Annotated in this window: 20 protein-coding genes; 2 read left to right on the top strand and 18 right to left on the bottom strand. The window is 44.0% G+C overall.

The window, feature by feature from the left end; genetic code table 11:
* Positions 1-15 precede the first annotated feature (15 nt).
* Complete coding sequence (locus ACRD7A_RS12045; RefSeq protein ID WP_430811227.1) at positions 16-639, bottom strand: hypothetical protein; 624 nt, start codon at positions 637-639, stop codon at positions 16-18.
* Positions 640-787: 148 nt separating this feature from the next.
* Between ACRD7A_RS12045 and ACRD7A_RS12040 the strand changes: the two genes are divergently transcribed.
* Complete coding sequence (locus ACRD7A_RS12040) at positions 788-1,264, top strand: NanQ anomerase/TabA/YiaL family protein (protein WP_430811228.1); 477 nt, start codon at positions 788-790, stop codon at positions 1,262-1,264.
* Between the two features lie 223 nt (positions 1,265-1,487).
* On the opposite strand, the gene ACRD7A_RS12035 is transcribed toward ACRD7A_RS12040, so the two are convergent.
* The 12 genes from ACRD7A_RS12035 to ACRD7A_RS11980 form a co-directional block, all read right to left on the bottom strand.
* Positions 1,488-2,264 carry a 4Fe-4S binding protein gene (locus ACRD7A_RS12035; RefSeq protein ID WP_430811229.1) on the bottom strand — a complete coding sequence of 259 codons (777 nt, stop codon included), beginning with the start codon at positions 2,262-2,264 and terminating at the stop codon, positions 1,488-1,490.
* Positions 2,265-2,495: 231 nt separating this feature from the next.
* A complete protein-coding gene (locus tag ACRD7A_RS12030; protein ID WP_430811230.1) occupies positions 2,496-2,885 on the bottom strand; it encodes an SRPBCC domain-containing protein in 390 nt (129 codons plus the stop codon).
* Between the two features lie 78 nt (positions 2,886-2,963).
* Positions 2,964-3,335, bottom strand: a complete 372-nt coding sequence (locus ACRD7A_RS12025; protein WP_430811231.1) for a hypothetical protein — start codon at positions 3,333-3,335, stop codon at positions 2,964-2,966.
* Positions 3,336-3,466: 131 nt separating this feature from the next.
* On the bottom strand, positions 3,467-4,150 hold the full coding sequence (gene bioD, locus ACRD7A_RS12020; protein ID WP_430811232.1) for a dethiobiotin synthase: 684 nt from the start codon (positions 4,148-4,150) through the stop codon (positions 3,467-3,469).
* Positions 4,151-4,152: 2 nt separating this feature from the next.
* Positions 4,153-4,938, bottom strand: a complete 786-nt coding sequence (gene bioC / locus ACRD7A_RS12015; protein WP_430811233.1) for a malonyl-ACP O-methyltransferase BioC — start codon at positions 4,936-4,938, stop codon at positions 4,153-4,155.
* Between the two features lies 1 nt (position 4,939).
* Positions 4,940-5,611 carry a DUF452 family protein gene (locus tag ACRD7A_RS12010; protein WP_430811234.1) on the bottom strand — a complete coding sequence of 224 codons (672 nt, stop codon included), beginning with the start codon at positions 5,609-5,611 and terminating at the stop codon, positions 4,940-4,942.
* On the bottom strand, positions 5,608-6,765 hold the full coding sequence (locus ACRD7A_RS12005) for an aminotransferase class I/II-fold pyridoxal phosphate-dependent enzyme (protein WP_430811235.1): 1,158 nt from the start codon (positions 6,763-6,765) through the stop codon (positions 5,608-5,610). Before ACRD7A_RS12005 ends, ACRD7A_RS12010 begins: the two co-directional genes overlap by 4 nt.
* Positions 6,762-8,051 carry an adenosylmethionine--8-amino-7-oxononanoate transaminase gene (gene bioA / locus ACRD7A_RS12000; protein WP_430811236.1) on the bottom strand — a complete coding sequence of 430 codons (1,290 nt, stop codon included), beginning with the start codon at positions 8,049-8,051 and terminating at the stop codon, positions 6,762-6,764. The genes ACRD7A_RS12005 and bioA overlap by 4 nt, the downstream gene beginning before the upstream one ends.
* A gap of 12 nt (positions 8,052-8,063) precedes the next feature.
* The gene (gene bioB / locus ACRD7A_RS11995) at positions 8,064-9,056 is read right to left on the bottom strand and encodes a biotin synthase BioB (RefSeq protein ID WP_430811237.1); all 993 of its coding nucleotides are present in this window, start codon (positions 9,054-9,056) and stop codon (positions 8,064-8,066) included.
* A gap of 49 nt (positions 9,057-9,105) precedes the next feature.
* Positions 9,106-9,441 (bottom strand): hypothetical protein, encoded by a 336-nt coding sequence (locus tag ACRD7A_RS11990; protein ID WP_430811238.1) that lies wholly within the window; start codon positions 9,439-9,441, stop codon positions 9,106-9,108.
* Between the two features lie 78 nt (positions 9,442-9,519).
* Complete coding sequence (locus tag ACRD7A_RS11985; protein ID WP_430811239.1) at positions 9,520-10,491, bottom strand: NAD-dependent epimerase/dehydratase family protein; 972 nt, start codon at positions 10,489-10,491, stop codon at positions 9,520-9,522.
* A gap of 35 nt (positions 10,492-10,526) precedes the next feature.
* A complete protein-coding gene (locus tag ACRD7A_RS11980; RefSeq protein ID WP_430811240.1) occupies positions 10,527-11,327 on the bottom strand; it encodes an SDR family NAD(P)-dependent oxidoreductase in 801 nt (266 codons plus the stop codon).
* A 273-nt stretch (positions 11,328-11,600) separates the two neighbouring features.
* On the opposite strand from ACRD7A_RS11980, the gene ACRD7A_RS11975 reads away from it, so the two are divergent.
* Positions 11,601-12,296 (top strand): XRE family transcriptional regulator, encoded by a 696-nt coding sequence (locus tag ACRD7A_RS11975; RefSeq protein WP_430811241.1) that lies wholly within the window; start codon positions 11,601-11,603, stop codon positions 12,294-12,296.
* Positions 12,297-12,372: 76 nt separating this feature from the next.
* Here ACRD7A_RS11975 and ACRD7A_RS11970 read toward each other — a convergent pair whose 3' ends face one another.
* From ACRD7A_RS11970 to ACRD7A_RS11950, 5 genes are all read right to left on the bottom strand, one after another.
* A complete protein-coding gene (locus ACRD7A_RS11970) occupies positions 12,373-13,662 on the bottom strand; it encodes an AmpG family muropeptide MFS transporter (protein ID WP_430811242.1) in 1,290 nt (429 codons plus the stop codon).
* 93 nt (positions 13,663-13,755) lie between these two features.
* The gene (locus ACRD7A_RS11965) at positions 13,756-15,087 is read right to left on the bottom strand and encodes a SpoIID/LytB domain-containing protein (protein WP_430811243.1); all 1,332 of its coding nucleotides are present in this window, start codon (positions 15,085-15,087) and stop codon (positions 13,756-13,758) included.
* Positions 15,088-15,232: 145 nt separating this feature from the next.
* Entirely contained in the window at positions 15,233-16,138 is a 906-nt protein-coding gene (locus ACRD7A_RS11960; RefSeq protein WP_430811244.1) for a GNAT family N-acetyltransferase, read from the bottom strand.
* A gap of 210 nt (positions 16,139-16,348) precedes the next feature.
* On the bottom strand, positions 16,349-17,293 hold the full coding sequence (locus ACRD7A_RS11955) for a DUF4922 domain-containing protein (protein WP_430811245.1): 945 nt from the start codon (positions 17,291-17,293) through the stop codon (positions 16,349-16,351).
* A gap of 218 nt (positions 17,294-17,511) precedes the next feature.
* On the bottom strand, positions 17,512-18,966 hold the full coding sequence (locus ACRD7A_RS11950) for a glycosyltransferase family 2 protein (RefSeq protein WP_430811246.1): 1,455 nt from the start codon (positions 18,964-18,966) through the stop codon (positions 17,512-17,514).
* Positions 18,967-18,986: the final 20 nt, after the last annotated feature.

The raw sequence follows: 18,986 nt of genomic DNA, 5'->3' as shown, positions 1-18,986 counted from the left end.
GTGTCTTTAGTCCGGCTATTGGAAGCGGTTATAAGGATTACGGGGATGCATCATGGGGATGAAACCGGGGCTAGGCATTGCCAGTCCCTGGTATTTACTAACACCCAATGACAGCTGAGCGCTGAATGATTCGGTAAAGCGATAGCCCACATGACCGGAGGCACCATAATTATTAAATCCTTGCAAAGGCGATGCTGAACTTTCGGGAATGTGCCTATCCAGGAATACAGAAGCACCCACATACCACTTTTCGGTAAGCAAGTAGTTGGCCTGTGCATACACGCCAATCTGTAACATGGAAGCATCCAAGGTGAGCTGCGTGGCATCCACCTGACCCCAGGCGGGCAAATTATAAAAGCTCGTGCGCCCCAAATAGGGAAGCACATCGATTTGTATCTTTTTAAAGGGCATGAGCGACCAATGGGGTGCTACATAAGTATTAAAACCGTACATACCGTCAAAATCAGAAAAAGCACTGAGCCCCACCATAATGCCGAATTCCGCCATCTTAAGACTATCACCGGGTAACTCTTCTTTACTGAGGCCAAGCTTGCTATTAACATCATTGATCCTATTTTCCTGAGCGCTAAGCCCCAACAGACCAAAAGCAAATAGTACAATTACAAAATACCTACGCATAACACAATATTTTGATTTATGCGATAATAACAAAAATCGCACCATCCTCCAATTTCTTTTTCGATAAAACAGATTTCGTGCATCTCTCCTCTACCACTTTTAATTGAAAAAGCGTACATTTATAAAAACCACATAAACACATAAGAATATGGCTATAATAGGAACACTGTCGGATTTACACAAACAATCCGACCCCGGAAAATTTAAATCAGCAATAAATTATCTTGAACAAACAGATCTTGATAAACTGTTTGCCAAAGTTACGCCCGGCAATCCTTTGGAAGTTGAGATTCAGGGTCGTGATGTCTTCGCTATTTTTCAGAAATATGAAACGAAAGATGCTGGCGAGGCAAAGATGGAGGGTCATCGTCAGTATATTGACATGCAGTATATCCATCAGGGAATTGAGCAAATACTTGTTGCCCCCATCAGTCGCGTTGTAAAAGCAGGAACTTATGATGCATCCAGCGACCTGCACTTCGCCCAAGTGGCGGACTACTCCAACATCAAAATGAGTGCCGGCATGGCTTGCCTGCTTTACCCCGAAGACATGCATGCGCCGGGCATTAGCATTGACACACCCGCTGCCGTAGAAAAAATTGTTGTTAAAATAGCCATCGACTAAGGAGTGCACGAAACAGCCCGAAACAAATTGCTTCGGGCTGTATATATGTCGTATAGCCGGCTTTCTTAATCGTCCTACTTATTAATTTTAACCTTTAGCACTACGACCTTTTTGAGGCTGCGAATTAACCTCCATCATTTCCATAAATCAATGATTTCTGTCATTGGTCAAATGCAGCTTTTAAACACTTCACCGTGGCGATTTACTACGCTTCTGTCAGCCATTACAATGGAAGGTATATCTCGTTTTCCTTGCGTTCTTTATTCTTGTTTACCATTCGCTTTTGGGTAATCAAATACATCAGTCCGCTAAACTTACGGGCACCATAGGGGCACACATCAATACAGCGTGTGCACGAGATACATAATTTCTTATCTGTCTTACGGGGATTATCAATAGCGATGGCACTACTGGGACAAGCCTGAACGCAACGACCACAGTAGTTACAATCGGCTGTAGCTTTCACCACTGACGGAACCATTCCCTGTCCCCGTCGGGCTTTATTCTCTCTTATACTTAATGATTCTCCTTTTGCAATGCGCGAATGCATCACGCTTTTTTTGCCAAACTGACGGGCATTATCCAAATCACGCTGATCGGGCCGGCCTTTACCCAACTCAGGAAACATCGAGTGCCGTGACACAAAAGCACCTGAACTGATGGGTATTAAGCCAACATCCACACAAATATTATTTAGCTCGGCAAGCGTATTCTCGTAGTGACAGTTCCCATAGGCACAGGCGATAATGGCTCTCGCTCCATTTCCCTTTAGCTTCGACAAGTATTGAGCGGCTAAAGGTGGTACACTGCCGGAAAAAGCGGGTACACCCACCACCACAATATCGTGCCGGCTGAGCAAAATAGCATTGTGCATACCTTGTGTGATATCATGTTGTGTAACCTCATGAGAAATACCACCGGCTATGGCTTCAACAATTTTTTTGGTTGAACGGGCGGGACTAAAAAAAATGGCATGTACACTGCCTTGTAAACTTATCATGATGCTACTAATTGGCGACATGGCTATCATGTTGCGGATATAAACTTATTTGCCGCAAAGATAAGTCACCTCAAATGCCGACCAATTGATCCTTATCATGCCCATGCATGTTGCAAAACAGCTTTGGTTAAACTTTATGAAAATAGGATAAAAGCTGTGCTACCCGACCGGAAAAACACAATCATAGGAAGGGGTATAAGGTGCTATGAATACCCCTTTGAGCAAAAAACGCTACTCCAGCTCTAAAAACGTTTTAATGGCACCCAGGTAATAATCATTCCATCCCTCAACAATATCCTCATAAGCCTCTTCGGGAATATTGGTGTGCAGCAGATCAATTTGCACACGCCCCCCACTCTGGGGGAAAAACTTAAGGGTAACAATGGACGGCTCATCCTGCTCGCCAAAATACCACTCCTGCACAATCTTCTTCTCCTCTTCCACTTCCAAAACTTGCCCCACAATGTCACCTTCCCATAAAGAGAACTCGGTACCCGGCGTTTTGCTCATCACAGCAGGATAGCCACTCCATAGCTCTATTGTAAAGGGGTTGATAAATGCCGCAAAGGCATCTTCCATTTCGGCTTTTACTTTTATGCGCGTTTTGAAATCTTTGTACATGAGATTATTTTTTGTGCAAAGGAAAGGAAAAATGTGGAAAAGCCATTTTTCTGAGCCCGGTAAATACGAAGCCCTTGGCTAGATGCCCAAAGCATTGATTAGATCGGCCACCCGGCGAAAATGCAACTTTGATATATTCTCCATCTTTTGCCGCAAGGCCTCATGTTCCACAAAGTACTGATGACCCTGCGTAATGGGAAAATCTTTGTTGTAAAACTGTAGTTCGTGCTCCTGCACCTTAATCCGATTGGATAACTTTTTAAGCTGATCGCTGTGCTCATCCAATACCATTAGCTCCACGGTATTCAGCTCACCTATAAAGTCCTCATTCTTAACCTCTTCATTTCTATTCTTTAAAATCTGTATCTCATTAATAAAAAGCTCTATTCGATTCTTCCATATCTTATACTCAAAATCGAGATCTATTAAGTTGATGTGTCCCCCTTTCATAGTGTTCGGTTTTAATCATTAGCTTTTAAAAGTTAGCAAAAAAGAAAGAAATATACAGCATAAAACATATAAAAAAATAAACACCACTGATTCTAATAACTTTCACACCAACAACTTGTGCCCAAGGAATTCTACTGAAACCAAGCCTCCTTCAATAGCGCATTACTATTACAAAAATCACCTTCCATAACCGGCACTTCGCCCCACAATGCCGCAGGATAGTAACCTTGCAGATATGATTTAATCACCAATGCTGAATCGGCTGTAATTTCGCTTGCCGTAAGCGGGTAGTGATTATAAATAACACCATAAACAGGAATATTCCGTGCCTTTAAGGCTTCTAAAGTCAATAGGGTATGATTGATAGAGCCTAACCGCCCCGAAGTAACCAATATAACAGGGAAATTATACTTCTGAATAAAGTCGGCCACCAGCAATTCGTCATTAATAGGCACCATTAGCCCGCCCAAGCCTTCAACAAGTACATGTTCATGTTTCATTTCAAGAGCTTCAAGGGCGTTCATCAATACCTTTTCTGAAATACGTTTGTTTTCCATTGCTGCAGCCAAGTGCGGACTGGCCGGAAATGGAAATAAATAAGGACAGGTCAAACCGCTCTTATCATCTTCACTAAGCTCCACTCGCATTATCTGCCGATGCACCACAATATCATCGGACAACTTTTCACACCCGGTTTGCGACAGTTTCATGGTGATAACATCGCGTCTAAGCGCTTTAATGTATTTTGCCAGTAAGCCGGTCACCACAGTTTTTCCGGCATCCGTATCGATGGCTGTTATAAAGTAAGTTGACATATTTAGTTCTTTTTGAATACCATTAAATAAGGATGATAGGTGAGCGGATACCCATCAGATTGAGCCCATTGGCTGTAGGAATTACAGAAGGCATTCATTTTACCCTTGGTCCAGGAACACGCAGAAACACCATTTACGCCGGTGCTGCGCATGTGCTTTAACACCTCCAGCGGACTGTTAAACCACAACTGCTCCTGCCACTCCTCAAAAGCTATCAGTTCAAAACCACTGCTTGCCGCAGAAATCAACTGCTCCTTTGTTTCATAAGCGATTCCATTGCCGGTTGTGGCTTTTATCTCCTTGTAGTTATTGGGCCCAAATGACGACACAAGCAAATAAGCTCCGGGCTTCAGATGCTGAGATAGTTTATAAAAAAACGGCTGCAATTGGTTTATCCACTGAATGGTTGCACCCGACCAGATACTATCCAATGCATCTGGCAAATCGAGGCACTCAACATCTCCGGCAATAAACTGCTGCTTTGTAACTCTATTCTTGAGGATGGTATGAACCAAGCCACTGACATCACCAACCAAATCGTTGATGACATAATGACCTACTGAAAAATGCTTTATAATTTGTTGAGTTAATAAGCCGGTTCCACAGCCAAACTCCAGTACCCGACCTTGCTTAGCCGACAAGTACATTTGTGCCATTTCGACCAAACGAACGGCCATGCGCTGCTGAACTTTTGCATGTTCACCGTAAGTCGATGAAGCCGCCCCGAAACGTTTCTTAAGTAAGTTTTTATCAATCGGTGGCGTGACTTTTAATATTTCCTTTATCATATCAGGTTGTTAAATGAATGATTTGCTCCCAGCTCTCAAATTCATAAAAGCAAAAATGGCCTTGTTCCAATTCAATGATTGCGGCCCGGTCTTTCCAATAACGATGCTGATTAGCCGCAGGAAATATCAGATCACAAGAACCAATAAGAGCCGTATCGTAAAAATCACCTGTTAGATTCTGCACTTTCACATGCTGCAAAAGCAGAAACAGCTCATCTTTCACTTCATCCAGCGGTCGAACCGGTTGATTGGCTCTGAACAGTGCCCAATGCTCCTTTGTGCAAAACATGCGCCGCTGAAACTTTTGCAGGTTTCTGTCATTCAGACCCGATAAGGTACCCATTGCTATTGGCGCCGGAATACCCAAAGCCTTATCAACAGGCGCTCCTGTGCCATTCACCGCTATGGTGCGCTCCAGCTTATATTTAAGTGACCCCAGCGCCACCTGAGCCACCCAAACCCCAAAAGACCAGGCGACCACTGAAACACTTTGATACTGTTCCATGGCTTCAATCACCTGGTTTGGCAAGGCTAAATCGCGATAATCATAGACCATCAGCACATCATTTCCACCATCACCAATGGTTCTAAAGGGCTGTTCATCGCAACTCCATCCGTTAAAAAACAGGATCAGCCTTTCCACATAATTCTTATGTAACCAGGTATATTTCATTGATTTTGATTGTAAGGGATATGTTGTAAAAAGCTTTCCAAATCGGCCTGCTCCATCGTTGATGTTAATGAGATACGCAATCTTGCGGTATTTAGCGGCACCGTTGGCGGACGAATGGGAAAAACCAAATAGCCCTCCTTTTGCAGGTGTTCGGCCAATTGCACCGCCACTTTATTAGCCCCCAACAGAACAGGCATAATGTGACTTTGATGCACCGGATACCCCTTTTGGAGCAAAGCCTCGCGCATAAACACAGACAGACTCTTCAAGCGCTTACGTTGCTCATTAAACCCGGCCATCCGCTCAATGATAAACTTCGTCCATGCCATATTTATTGGTGGCAAAGCGGTGGTATAGATTAAGGTGCGCGACTTATTCACCAACAGCCGCTTTATGACACTGCTTACAACAGCAAAAGCACCCACCGAGGCATAAGCCTTACCCAAGGTACCCACAATAATATCAATGCGATGGCTTACCTGCTGCACCTCACACAACCCCAAACCCTTATCGCCCAATACTCCTACCGCATGGGCTTCATCGACATACAAAGTACAATCGTAGCGCTCTTTAATTGCCGCAAGCTGTTGTAAATCGGCCATATCGCCATCCATGCTAAACACCGACTCGGTGACGATAAAAACCCGCTGATAGAGATGTCGTCGCTTCGCTAAGATGGCTTCCAGCTGCTCATAATCGAGATGTCGGTAGCGTACATGCTCCGCGTTACTCAAGCGAATGCCATCAATCAGGCTGGCATGACACAGTTTATCAGACAGGAGTAAGTCCTGCTTGTCGGCCAAAGCCGGCAAAATCCCCATATTGGCATGATAGCCACTGTTGAAAAACAAAGCCGCTTCAGCCTGGTAGTTACTTTTCAACAAGTACTCTACCTCATCATACAGCGTTGTATTGCCCGTTAACAAACGCGATGAAGAGGCTCCAAAATGAAACCTCCCCCCTTCTTCCTGCTGATGATAAAAGAACTGCCTGAGCCACCCATCATTGGCCAATCCCAAATAATCATTGGACGTAAGGTTGAATAATTTCTGATTGCTATAACGACAGTACGCACCGCTCAACGGCTCCACATCTCTTAACTCACGTAACGCCCCGGCCTCCTCTAATCCGGCCAGTTGTTCTTCATAAGTCATTGCGCTCCCTCCTCTTTAACGACCTGATAAACTGCAGAACATAGCTTTTCCAATTCATCATCACAGATAATGAAAGGGGGCATGAGATAAACATTTTGCCCAAAGGGACGAACCCACACACCCAGCTCCACAAAACGTTGTTGCACAACCGCCATATCAACCGGCTGATGCAGCTCCACTACACCAATCGCCCCTAAGCAACGCACCTCTTTCACATTATGTAATTGCCGGCAAGGACTCAGACCCTTTTGAAGTTGCGCTTCTATGTGCTGCACTTTCTGCTCCCAGTTCGGCTTCATTAGTAAATCAATACTTGCATTGGCTACCGCACAAGCCAAGGGATTACCCATAAAAGTGGGCCCGTGCATAAACACGCCCGGCTGACCATTACTGATGGTTTCAGCCACCAGATTGGTGGTTAAAGTAGCAGCAAAGCTCATATAGCCGCCTGTAATGGCCTTACCTAAGCACATAATATCAGGTGTGATATCAGCATGCTCACAAGCAAAGAGCTTGCCTGTACGCCCGAAGCCGGAAGCAATTTCATCGGCAATGAGCAACACATTGTAACGATTACACAGCGACCTCAACTCACGTAAGTAGTCAGCGGAATAAAACCACATCCCCCCAGCCCCTTGTACAATTGGCTCCAGAATGAAGGCAGCAATTTCGTTGTGATGTTTTTGCAAAATGGCATGTACCGCCTCTACATCGGGCTGAATAGCAGATGAACCAAACGGACACCTTGGCTGAGTTGCAAAGAAATGCACCGGCAACGCTTTACTGAAGATGTGGTGCATTCCCGTTTCGGGATCGCAAACCGACATGGCATTCCAGGTATCGCCGTGATAGCCGGAACGTATTGTGGCAAACTTCGACTTCTCGCTCTGTCCTTGTGCTATCCAATACTGCAGCGCCAGCTTCATGGCCACTTCAACGGCTACCGAGCCCGAATCACAAAAAAACACCTTTTGTAAAACCGGTGGCGTAAGAGCAACCAGGCGGGAAGCCAGCTCAACGGCCGGCGCATGCGTCAATCCACCAAACATTACATGCGACATACTTTTTAACTGCTTCTCAACAGCCGCATTTAAAACCGGATGATTATAGCCGTGAACAGCCGCCCACCACGATGACATGCCATCCGTTAACGCTCGACCATCCTTAAGATAAATAGTGCAGGATTCCGCCCTTTCAACCGGGTAAACAGGCAGCGGCTTATGCATGGAAGTATAGGGATGCCACACATGCTCACGGTCAATATCAATCAGTTGATTTATATCCATTCCAAACTCAAATTAGGCTTTACAACAGGTTCTTTCTTTCAATAATTCATGATCAAGCGAAAAACCGGCACCGCTAAATGCCTCTTTATCCTGGTTGATATTGGTACCAACAGTCGTTAAGTAATCGCCCACCAAAGCCGCACTCACTCCCGCATTTAAAGCCCTATCCTGAATATGACTAATGAGGTTACGACCACCGGCCAAACGAATGTTAGCCTTAGGATTAATCAGGCGAAAGAGCGCAAAAGTGGTCAAGACCTCCTCATCCGACAAAGGCTTTGCGCCCGCTAACTGTGTGCCTTCCACCGGCATCAGCACGTTCAATGGGATGGACTCAATCTCCAACTCCGACAGCGTAAAGGCCATTTCGATGCGCTGCTCCATGGTTTCGCCCATGCCGATGATGCCTCCCGAACAGATACCCATCCCGGCTGCACGCGCTGCCTTTATAGTACGAACTTTATCTTCCATGGTATGCGAGCTACACACCTCTTTAAAATACGATGGCGCGGTTTCGATATTGCAATGGTAATGCCCCACGCCGGCTTCCCGCAACTTATCGAGTTGTGAACGGTTTAATAAGCCCATTGAAGCACATAGGTGAATGGGCGTTTTACGCTGAATGCTTTTGTAAACCCCACACAATTTATCCAGGTTGCTGTTAGAAATAGCTCGCCCACTGGTCACCAACGAAAACCGATAAACCCCTTTACCGGCATTTTCCTCAGCCAGCTGCTCGGCTTCCTGCAAATCAACCAACTCATACTCCTCCACATGGGTATTATGAAACATGGATTGTGAGCACCATTTACAGTCCTGTGTGCACTTGCCCGATTTGGCATTCATGATGGAGCACATTTCCATAAAATCGCCCTTAAAATGGCGACGCAGCGCATCGGCTGCTCTATAAAGCTCCTCTTTATCCTCCAGATGAACCAAGGCCAAGGCTTCCGCGTGCGTAAGCGCTCCGCCTTGTAGAATTCGTTCGGTAATCTCTTGTACCATATGCATCAAATAAAAAACCGCCAACAAGGATTAGCCCTGTTGACGGTTGTTAATAATGTTCGTTATAGATTACGGCACATGCCACATCATTCGTTTCTAAAACCAATGTAAGCAATGCCTCTTCATTGAGTTCCTTCAAGTCATCATCATCGTCCTGCTCCAGCTTTAGCGCTTGTTGGAGCGTTGTTTCAACATGCAACACAATTTGCCCAATCCATTGCACCAAATCAACCGACAGACGGCCAATGTGCACGACATGCCCCAGCGATCCGAAAATGGCGTAACCTTTACGGCTCCACTTTTTAAAGCGGCTAACAGATTTACGATTGATATGTTGCGACTGATGATTCACGAGCGCAAAACTAATACTAAAAAGTTTAACCATGAACACCGAAAATAAGAAAAGCCCGGTTTGATTCGATGCTTTTCAACACAAAACCCGGTTTTTTAGGCAGATAAGCATTTACGTAGAAACTCCGTGTTCGAAATAGCTTATTGCATCTTCTATGGCTTTATCAACAGGCTGATAACTCAAATCTAACTCACTGGCGGACTTATGGTTTGTATAATAGTTATTGATGCACAATGTGCGCATATTCACAGAACTCAGACTTGTAGCGACATTCGCACGTCGCAGAAAATCGCCCAAATGACCAAGCGCCAATAAAATCACCTTTGGAACTTTTACCATAACAGGCTTTTGCTGACATACCCTATTAAGCTTTTGAAAAAACTCGTAATAAGACAAGTTTTCATTGGACAAAAGGTATCTATTCCGATTTCGTCCCTTTTGCAAGGCATATAAAATTCCTTTGGCTACATCTTCAACATGGACAAAATTCTTACCTCCGGGCGGATAAAAGACCATCTTTTTTTTCCATGCCATGAGCACTATCTTGCCGGAGCTTGGCTTAGTATCAAAAGCACCAAGCATAAATGTCGGATTAACAACAATGGTTTTCATACGGCATTTGCCAGATAAAACATGGTTCTCGGCCAATTTCTTGCTTTGAGCGTATATTGAATCACAAAAGGGTTGCCGCCAACTCATCTCCTCACTGCCCGGTTTCTCCTTTGAACCGTAGCCAATGGTATTGGCGCTACTCACAAACACAAACTTCTTAACATTGCATTTGATGGCGTTTTGATAAAGCTGCTTGGTGGCATTGGTATTAACCCTCCAATAATATGTTTCCGACAAAATATTCTGTGCGGTTACAGCAGCTATATGAATCACATAATCTACCTTTGACAGAACCGTTGTGTGATCATCAAACAAGGTACCCCTTATAATCTTCAGGTGCTCGCTCTGCATCCCTTGATAGGAGTTGATGTGGCGCACCAGACCAAATACTTTAAACCCACTTTTTAATAAAAAATTGACAAGATTGGTGCCCAACAAACCATTTATTCCTGTTACAAATACCGACTTCATACTTCTAGTATATCAGCTTAAATCATGACTGATGATTAGGCGAGTTGGGTTTTCATCTCACGCTTCACAATTCGGGTCATCAGATAAAGGGTTAACCACTCGGGCAGTAGTTTAGATACCACCCACGTAAAGTGACTCAGCACAATCACAGAATCTTTCTTTAGCAAACGACAAATAGCAAAACGAGCTACTTTCTCAGGCTTCAACAAGGTAAGCTTAGCGATAAAACCCTGCTTTTCGATGCGTGCCTCAATTTCAGGATTAGTGGCCATTGGTCCTGGATGAACCACACTCACACTGACACTTGAATCTTTTAACTCGGCCCTTAAACCGCGAGTAAAGTAATGAACAAATACTTTTGAAGCCGGATAAACCGTTTTATAACCAACAGGTGAAAAAGCGGCAATACTTGAAACGTTTAAGATGTAGGAACAAGCTTGCCTTTTTAGATTTGACAAAAGCTGATGAGTAAGAATAACCGTTGCTGTAACATTCACCTGTATCATCGTTTCTATATAATTAACATTCACATCGGTAAAGCGGGTTGTGCCGCCCACACCTGCATTATTAATTAAAATATCGATGTTGAAATTACTATTGAGCCATTCACACAAAACCATAATATTATCACTGCAGACAAAATCTGTTTCGAAATAGGCAACTTCAACATCGTAAGTTCCTTTAATGGCAGCCACAACATTTTGCAGTCTCTGGTCAGGCAGACTAACCAATACAATATTTCTACCTAAACGAGCCAACTCAAAAGCGAAAGCTTTCCCCAGCCCTTTGCTTGCCCCTGTAATAACAGCATAGGAAGAATTCGTTTTATCTTTCATCACCATTACTTTTAGCTTGCGTAACAAGTGTAAAACATAACAAGGCCTTTAATGTTCTAGTAGGGGTGGGAGATACACATTGTAATTCAGTAATTTATATTACAGATAGTTACATTTGTAAGAAATACAGTTCTACGAATTAGAATATCTACTTTTGTATTCGGTTAACTGGTAAGCCAGTCATTCTTTTGCAGCATTCTCTTCTTATTCCATACAGTATCTTCAATAAACAATATTACTTTTGCGCCGGATTTTAAAACACCTTATCCACAAATGCACCAAATATCAAGTAACATAATTTATTTACGACAGCTAAAAAACTGGTCGCAACGTCAGGCGGCTAGTCAGTTAAAAATTACCCTATCTACCTACCGCAAGTGGGAAAAGGGGCAGTCGCAACCCAAGCTATCAAGTCTTGAAAAAATAATTGAGGTCTACAAACGGACAATTGACGAACTACTGTACATTGATCTGCAAAAAGCAGACAAAGAAACACCGGAACACCTGAAAGGTGAGAAAATCAGAATCCTCCCCATTGTGGTGGATGAACAAAGTGATGCCGAGCATGTATCGCTGGTACCGGTAAAAGCTGCGGCTGGCTATACAGCAGGCTATGCCGATGCCGAATTTATCGCTGACCTCCCCCGTTTTTCACTTCCTTTTGCCGAATTATCGCAACACCAAACTTATCGGGTGTTTCAGATTGAAGGCGACAGCATGCTTCCCATCAAGCATGGCGCTTACATCATTTGCGAATACACCCAAAACTGGGAACAACTAAAATGGGGCGAACCCCACATTGTTATTACCCGCGAAGAAGGCGTTGTTTTTAAACGGCTGCATAAAACAGAGGAAGGTTTATTGGAGCTAAAATCGGATAATCCCTTATTTGACCCTTATAGCCTGCCTTGTCAAAGCGTGATGGAGGTATGGCGGGCACGGGGCTATGTTTGCTTTGACTTTGAGTAGAATGACAAACAACAAAGCAAAGAAAGCCACACCCCGAAGGATGCAGCTTTCCTTTTACACACAAACAAACAATGTTTTAATTTGCCTTTTTTATTCCAAAAGTAGGATTTACTTTCACCAGCTTTACCATAACAAAGCTTGGAATGGTGCAGAGCATTACCCAGATAAAGAAATGTTGGTAGCCAATCATCTCCTGTACCCATCCGGATATCATACCGGGTATCATCATACCCAAAGCCATTAAACCTGTGCAAAAGGCAAAATGGGCCGTTTTATGCTGACCTTCCGAAACATATATTTGATAGAGCATATATGCTGTAAAACCAAAACCATAGCCAAACTGCTCAATAGCCACGGCAATACTCACCATTACAAATGATTCGGGCAAGGCATAGGACAGATAAATATACATGAGGTTGGGCAGGTTAATGGCGATTACCATGGGCCACAGCCAGTATTTCAAGCCTTTACGCGAGGCCACCAAACCACCCAATATACCTCCGATAGTAAGAAAAATAACACCAAATGTACCATATACTATACCCACCTGACTGGTGCTTAAGCCCAGTCCGCCCACTTCACGTGCGTCCAGCAAAAAGGGAGATGCCATTTTAACAAGCTGCGACTCACCCAGACGGTAAAACAGCAACATACCCATAATTACCCAAATATCCTTCTTAGTAAAAAATGATTTAAAAGTATGCCCAAAATCACGCAGCACATCATTGAAGGACTTCACCTCACGATCCTGATCGTCGGGTGGGTGGGGCAAGGCAAACTTATGATAGAGTGCAAACAGCAAAAACATTCCCGTAATAATATAGAAGGTTAATGACCACGCCAGTGGAACACTTGGCCCTTCATTTCCAAACAGCGTCATCTCTTCCAGCTGACCAGCCAAAAAAACCAAAAGCCCCTGACCAGCTATCATCGACAAGCGATAAAAGGTACTGCGAATACCAATAAAATAAGCTTGCTTACTCTCATCCATGCCAAACATATAAAAGCCATCGGCAGCAATATCGTGGGTAGCTGAACTAAAAGCCAGCAACCAGAAAAAGGCCAGCGTGGACTGAAAGAAAAATGCTGTAGGAATAGTAAAGGCAATACCGGCCAGTCCCGCGCCTATCAATAGTTGCATGGTAACAATCCACCATCGCTTACTTTTAATGGTATCCACAATGGGACTCCAAAATGGCTTTATTACCCAAGGCAAATATAACCACGAGGTGTATAAAGCAATATCAGTATTGGAAATATCCAACTTTTTGTACATGATAACAGCCAGCGTCATAACCACAACATAGGGTATTCCTTCGGCAAAATATAAGGAGGGCACCCAGGCCCAGGGGGATTTTTGTTTCATAATAATATGCTTAATGATGAAGTATAAGGACTGAAGCGCAATAATCAACTTCAATACTTCTTACTGTGTCTCCTGCCCTCTGTCTTCAGTCTTTTAATATTTTCTCTTCAACTCTGCTCCTCTAAAATAATGCATTAAGATGGCGTTGTAATCATATCCTTTAGCTCCCATCACAGCCGCTCCTATCTGACAAAGACCAACACCATGCCCCCAACCGGCACCCACAAGTGTAAAGTTGATTTCGCCGTTGGTCTCTGATTTCTCAATGATAAAAGCGGAACTATACAGATGCGATTCGGACAAGGCTTTACGAATCTCCAACTCCTTACCAATTACCATCGTTTTTTTATCACCTATAATTTTAAGCTTTATTAAACGACCTGAATCGCCCCGCTCTACAGGTACCATGTCCTGTATTATACCAAAGTCGATGCCCGTTCTCTTGGCAAGCAACTCACTCACTTCCTTCTGCGTATAGCTCACTTTCCAGCGATAAAAATCATTGGTTTCCTGATCATAGTCATTCAGCACCTGGCACAATACCGCATGATCATTGGTATTACAATAAGCAACGGGGGCACCACGCATCCACTTTTCGGCATTATCTTCCTTTTTCAAGTCCAACTTAAAGCCCTCTGGATTACGCTCATTATCCACAAAAGCCTGAAGATAGGGATGATTAACTGGCTCCCACACATTTTCGAACTGCTCGACCATGCCACCACAGCATTTTGAGAATCGTGCATCACAGATAGCGTCATCATACAAGAGTACCTCACCCCAGGTGGCACGTACAGCCTTAACCACCTCCGGCGTATTGGCCCTTGTAATACCCTGATAACGCTGACAATGATCATCAGCACACACATCGAAATGATGATGATCCTCACGATCGTACCATTTTATAAACTCCGTGTCAGACTCAAAAACAGACTGATATTCATCATTTTTCTGCTTTATATTTTCATTTTTCTGTATTTGGGCCAGCAACCAACTGCGCGAAATTACCGCATGGGCCTTCAAAAGTTCAAGGGATGATGTGGCGCTCATCTCAGAAGAAATCACACTCATCAAATAGTCCTCAACAGGCAATACATTGATGGCGTTGATAAGGTCCTTATCTACCAAAAGCTTCAAGGCTCCTTTGAAAGACTGATCTTCATCCCGCTCCCAATGAAAATTAATGCCAATGGTAACATCATGAAGCGTAAAAAATGCATCATTATCCTGTGGCTTAATAAGTGAGCCTGAAGGCAGGCTAATACGATCATGACCATTACTAAGCTCAAGACCACCTTTAACGCGTTTGACCTTGTATCTGCCATTAAGCGCAATACCCGCATTGCTTGTGTGTGCGCCATGCAGGGTGAATTCTATAGATTCTTTAAACTGAATACCTACATGTATTACAGGGATTTTTTCCATGATATTTTCTTTAGTCCGAAGACCGGAAGTCCGGAGTCCGAAGCTGAGTTTACAATATGATTAGTGCCTAGTGCAAAGTGCCTGATTTACATTTTAAAGATCCTGAAGCCGATGGTCCAGAGTCCGGAGCTATCAGAATACCCGCCTACTTTAGTTTCTTTTCGAAGCGCCAAAAAACACGATCCACGCGAGCATTAGCGTGCCAGGCATAGAAGTCAATGGGACCCACCCACGGAATAACTGAATGCGACAACCCCATGTTTTTCATATCCTGCAGGCATCGCTTTAACAAAATGGCTCCCATGCCTTTGCCCCTCAGATCAGGATGCGTTCCCATGGGACCAAACCAACCGGTGCCTTTATTATTGGCGTTATGTGCCGAAAATGCTTTCACCTCCCCTTTGAGCAAGGCAATGTGAATGGATGGTACTGCATTGGCAAAAGCCATCTCCACCTCATTGCTCCACAGCTGCCATTCGTCTTTAATAAAATCAAGAACAGCTTGTTTATCATCAGGATTAGCACGGCGCACTTCAATATTCTCGTCTCGCAGCGCCAGTTCTCTAGGGCTCATATTCCAATCCTGGTTCAAATCAACCAACAAATTAGCGGTATCGCTAAAGCGTACAAAACCTTTACGCATGGCCCAACAAAGAGCGGGTGTATAACGTGGATCAATGCCCGGCATAAAATAATTAAGGGGCACATCGTAGATACGCACTACATCGGCCGCTGCATCCACAAATACCTTTTCAATACGATCGTACAAAGCTGTTGCAATCCCTTGCCTGCGCTCTTCTGCAGTTACAGCCATTAGCTTGATATAGGCATAGCGCGTGCCTCTTATATCGCGCATCACACCTTGCATAAAGCCAACAATACGATTGCCTTTCCGATAAACAAATGTTGCTTCGGGCAGCCAGTAAGGATCGCCTTGCAACTTTTCTTCGAGTAAGGTTTCTGTTATTGTGTCATACTCCCAAGAGGCGTTCAAAAAACGCGCTAGTTCAGGTATATCTGTGGCTTGAAATTGGGTTATTGGATTCGTCATAGATTAGATATTAGCGTGCTTTGCTGTTAAATGCCGGACTTTACATCGAAGCTAAGGTTTCTTTTAAATTTATCTCTCAGTTTCTTAAGCTAGTAGAGCGTTTAATAAGTTTTAGGGAACGGTTCTCTTTCCTAAGATGTTTATAAAGAAGCGTTCCCTAAAAACTTAATGATAATGCAACTTTCAGAACTTACTAGTAGTCGCCAGCTCCTAACAGCATTTTAATAGTTCTTTCAATAATTTCAAACAATCATCTTCATGCATGCAGACTTGACTTAAAATATCAGCTACATGGCCGGCATTGATCTTCTCAAAGTCCTCCGGACGTGGCGTGATAAACACTCCCCCCATATCTACAGAAGCCGGACTTATCAGTAATTGCGCATCGCCCTGGGCAAAATAACACGACGGACGGTGCAAAATACGAGGGAATACATGCACTACATATTCCTCATTCTCATTGTAAGCCAAAACATTTAGCATTGGCTCCACCTCCTCCTTCTGATTCGCCCACAACAGTTGGTGTAAATGGGTGAAAAGGTTGGCAATGGCCTCGGCATTCTCACTTGAAAATGTAATAACGCCCCGCTGATAGCCATGCCAGTTAAACACTTTCACATTATTCTGCACTCCAATAAGCTGTGCATACGTTGCTTCCCTGAAATCTTTTTCAACGGGCATAAATCCTTTTATACCCGCCTGAAAATGGAAGTGATCCGGGGCTGAGGCACCACACTTGGGTCCGTTGTAAAACAGGGTAAACTCATCTAACTCCCTTGCTAGCTTCAGCATCGAAGGGAAATAAGGCGCAATCAACTGTAAGGTATGTTGCTGGTGCGGAACGGTAAGGTGCTCCGGAAATATTGGAAAAGGATTAATCAAGATAGTATAATCATCAATATCAACCCCTTCCTGTTCGGCCGGGCGATTTTTCTCACAGAGAAAACAGGGACGTTCCTGAATGGATTGCGCATCGACTTTAGCCGCCGATGAGCGGATACGTCCGGGATTAAACTGCACCTTAACAGTGCTGCCTCCTACCAGCGTAACACTTTTGGTCTGAACCTTTTCAAGGTCGGCGTAGTTATTGGCAGCCAGGCTCCAATTTAGAACCTGGTGCTCAATAAGTTTTTTGGTTTTGAGAGAAATATTCATTTGTCAAGCTTCTGGAAGCTAGTCACTAGCGATAAGCTAGTGGCAGCTTGCTTTATGTTAGCTGATAGCTACCCGCCTTTCGCTGATAGCTATTTTCAGCTTGGTTATTAATTGAGTCCAAGTAAGGCTGTATTCCTATTCAGGAGGTGACATTTACACGATACTTATGGTCACCGACTGAATGGCTCTGCGCTCACCTTTTCACTCCGGACTTATTTCTACTTTCTATTAACTACCTGCTTACGTGCCATAAACTCCATGGTGCGGATTTTATCCTTATAGAAATTATGGGCATTCATCTTATTAATATCCAGCGAGGCATCTGAGTTATCATCCCAGCGGCGACAGAGGTATAACGGATCATAAATGCGACCAATCTGATAGTGACGACTGATATTAAGTCCCAGCGCATAATCTTCGCCATAGCTTGTATTGGGCACTTTTACATCGCGCAGCACCGGTGTATAAAAGGCACGCGGAGCACCCAGCCCATTGATGCGCAAGGCATTGTTTCGTCCATTATCAGGTGTCCACTCCTTGTGATCGATTAATCCCGGAGGAATTTCTTCAAGCTTGAAGTTCACCATTTGGTAACTACCCACTACCATGGCACAATTTTGCTCATAGAAAGCTTTCACAATACGTTCAATTACGGTCTCATCAATATACAGGTCATCACTATCCAGTTGGATGGCGAATTTACCACAGCGGGCATCGGCCACCGCCACATTCCAGCAGCCACCAATTCCCAGATCATCACGCTCGGGAATGATATGAATCAAGCGCTCATCACTGAAAGAACGTATAATTTCAGAGGTTTTATCCGTTGAATGGTTATCAACAATAATCAGGTTAAAAGAAAAATCTGTTTTTTGCTTTAATACAGATTCGATGGCATCACCAATGGTTTTTTCGCGGTTCCGCACCGGAATAATAACAGATGCTTCCACCGGGAAGTCGGACGCAGTGAACTCAATCTTTTTAAATTCAGGCTTCAGATAAGCACCCACTGACTTTAGATGAGCCGTACATGCCATTTCCATCTCAATCTGACGCTCGCGATTACGAGGATCCACATAGTCAAACATCTTCTCTCCCGACTTGCGTGTATCCAGCTCCACTTCGGTATACAGCAGTTCAGGGAGATGCAAGAGACGGTGGTTCTGTGATATGCGCAGGCGCAAATCATATAAGGCAGCATGCTTATAATCAGCATCCATTGCTTCAATCGCTGCTTTAAGAGCATTGGCCTTATACAGCAATAAAGAGCCGAAATTAAAATCATCGCGAAGGCTCCCTTCCTGATATTCGATTACGGGATGTGCCGACAGCTGTCCGTTCTTCTTTTCGTAATAGTCGGCATACACCATACCGGCGTCTGCATCGGCACAGCATCGCGCCATGCGTTCTAAGGCATTCATACCAATATTCAAGGCCATCGCTTTGGTATAAACCGCCACAAAATCACCGGTGATATGCTTTTGCAATTGTTTCCAAGTTGCTGTGGCTCCCAAATCACCTTCTGATACCATTACAGTGGCCCCTTCCACATGAACAGCCTCTTTGGCAACTACTATAATGTTTGCCGCCTTTTCCTTCTGAAATGCCTCCAGCGTAGGCTTCATCTCTTCCGCATTTGAATACGGAAGAATACAGGTTATTTTTTCACTCATTGTATTTTGATTTAGTCGTT

Source organism: Carboxylicivirga longa, from assembly GCF_050589825.1.
Lineage (GTDB): Bacteria > Bacteroidota > Bacteroidia > Bacteroidales > Marinilabiliaceae > Carboxylicivirga > Carboxylicivirga longa.
Note: the sequence above shows the minus strand (reverse complement) of the source record. Positions and strands in the feature narration are given on the sequence as shown.

Coding starts and splice junctions, on each gene's coding strand:
- ACRD7A_RS12045 (WP_430811227.1), bottom strand. CDS start 639: ATGCGTAGGTATTTTGTAATTGTACTATTTGCTTTTGGTCTGTTGGGG.
- ACRD7A_RS12040 (WP_430811228.1), top strand. CDS start 788: ATGGCTATAATAGGAACACTGTCGGATTTACACAAACAATCCGACCCC.
- ACRD7A_RS12035 (WP_430811229.1), bottom strand. CDS start 2,264: ATGATAAGTTTACAAGGCAGTGTACATGCCATTTTTTTTAGTCCCGCC.
- ACRD7A_RS12030 (WP_430811230.1), bottom strand. CDS start 2,885: ATGTACAAAGATTTCAAAACGCGCATAAAAGTAAAAGCCGAAATGGAA.
- ACRD7A_RS12025 (WP_430811231.1), bottom strand. CDS start 3,335: ATGAAAGGGGGACACATCAACTTAATAGATCTCGATTTTGAGTATAAG.
- bioD (WP_430811232.1), bottom strand. CDS start 4,150: ATGTCAACTTACTTTATAACAGCCATCGATACGGATGCCGGAAAAACT.
- bioC (WP_430811233.1), bottom strand. CDS start 4,938: ATGATAAAGGAAATATTAAAAGTCACGCCACCGATTGATAAAAACTTA.
- ACRD7A_RS12010 (WP_430811234.1), bottom strand. CDS start 5,611: ATGAAATATACCTGGTTACATAAGAATTATGTGGAAAGGCTGATCCTG.
- ACRD7A_RS12005 (WP_430811235.1), bottom strand. CDS start 6,765: ATGACTTATGAAGAACAACTGGCCGGATTAGAGGAGGCCGGGGCGTTA.
- bioA (WP_430811236.1), bottom strand. CDS start 8,051: ATGGATATAAATCAACTGATTGATATTGACCGTGAGCATGTGTGGCAT.
- bioB (WP_430811237.1), bottom strand. CDS start 9,056: ATGGTACAAGAGATTACCGAACGAATTCTACAAGGCGGAGCGCTTACG.
- ACRD7A_RS11990 (WP_430811238.1), bottom strand. CDS start 9,441: ATGGTTAAACTTTTTAGTATTAGTTTTGCGCTCGTGAATCATCAGTCG.
- ACRD7A_RS11985 (WP_430811239.1), bottom strand. CDS start 10,491: ATGAAGTCGGTATTTGTAACAGGAATAAATGGTTTGTTGGGCACCAAT.
- ACRD7A_RS11980 (WP_430811240.1), bottom strand. CDS start 11,327: ATGAAAGATAAAACGAATTCTTCCTATGCTGTTATTACAGGGGCAAGC.
- ACRD7A_RS11975 (WP_430811241.1), top strand. CDS start 11,601: ATGCACCAAATATCAAGTAACATAATTTATTTACGACAGCTAAAAAAC.
- ACRD7A_RS11970 (WP_430811242.1), bottom strand. CDS start 13,662: ATGAAACAAAAATCCCCCTGGGCCTGGGTGCCCTCCTTATATTTTGCC.
- ACRD7A_RS11965 (WP_430811243.1), bottom strand. CDS start 15,087: ATGGAAAAAATCCCTGTAATACATGTAGGTATTCAGTTTAAAGAATCT.
- ACRD7A_RS11960 (WP_430811244.1), bottom strand. CDS start 16,138: ATGACGAATCCAATAACCCAATTTCAAGCCACAGATATACCTGAACTA.
- ACRD7A_RS11955 (WP_430811245.1), bottom strand. CDS start 17,293: ATGAATATTTCTCTCAAAACCAAAAAACTTATTGAGCACCAGGTTCTA.
- ACRD7A_RS11950 (WP_430811246.1), bottom strand. CDS start 18,966: ATGAGTGAAAAAATAACCTGTATTCTTCCGTATTCAAATGCGGAAGAG.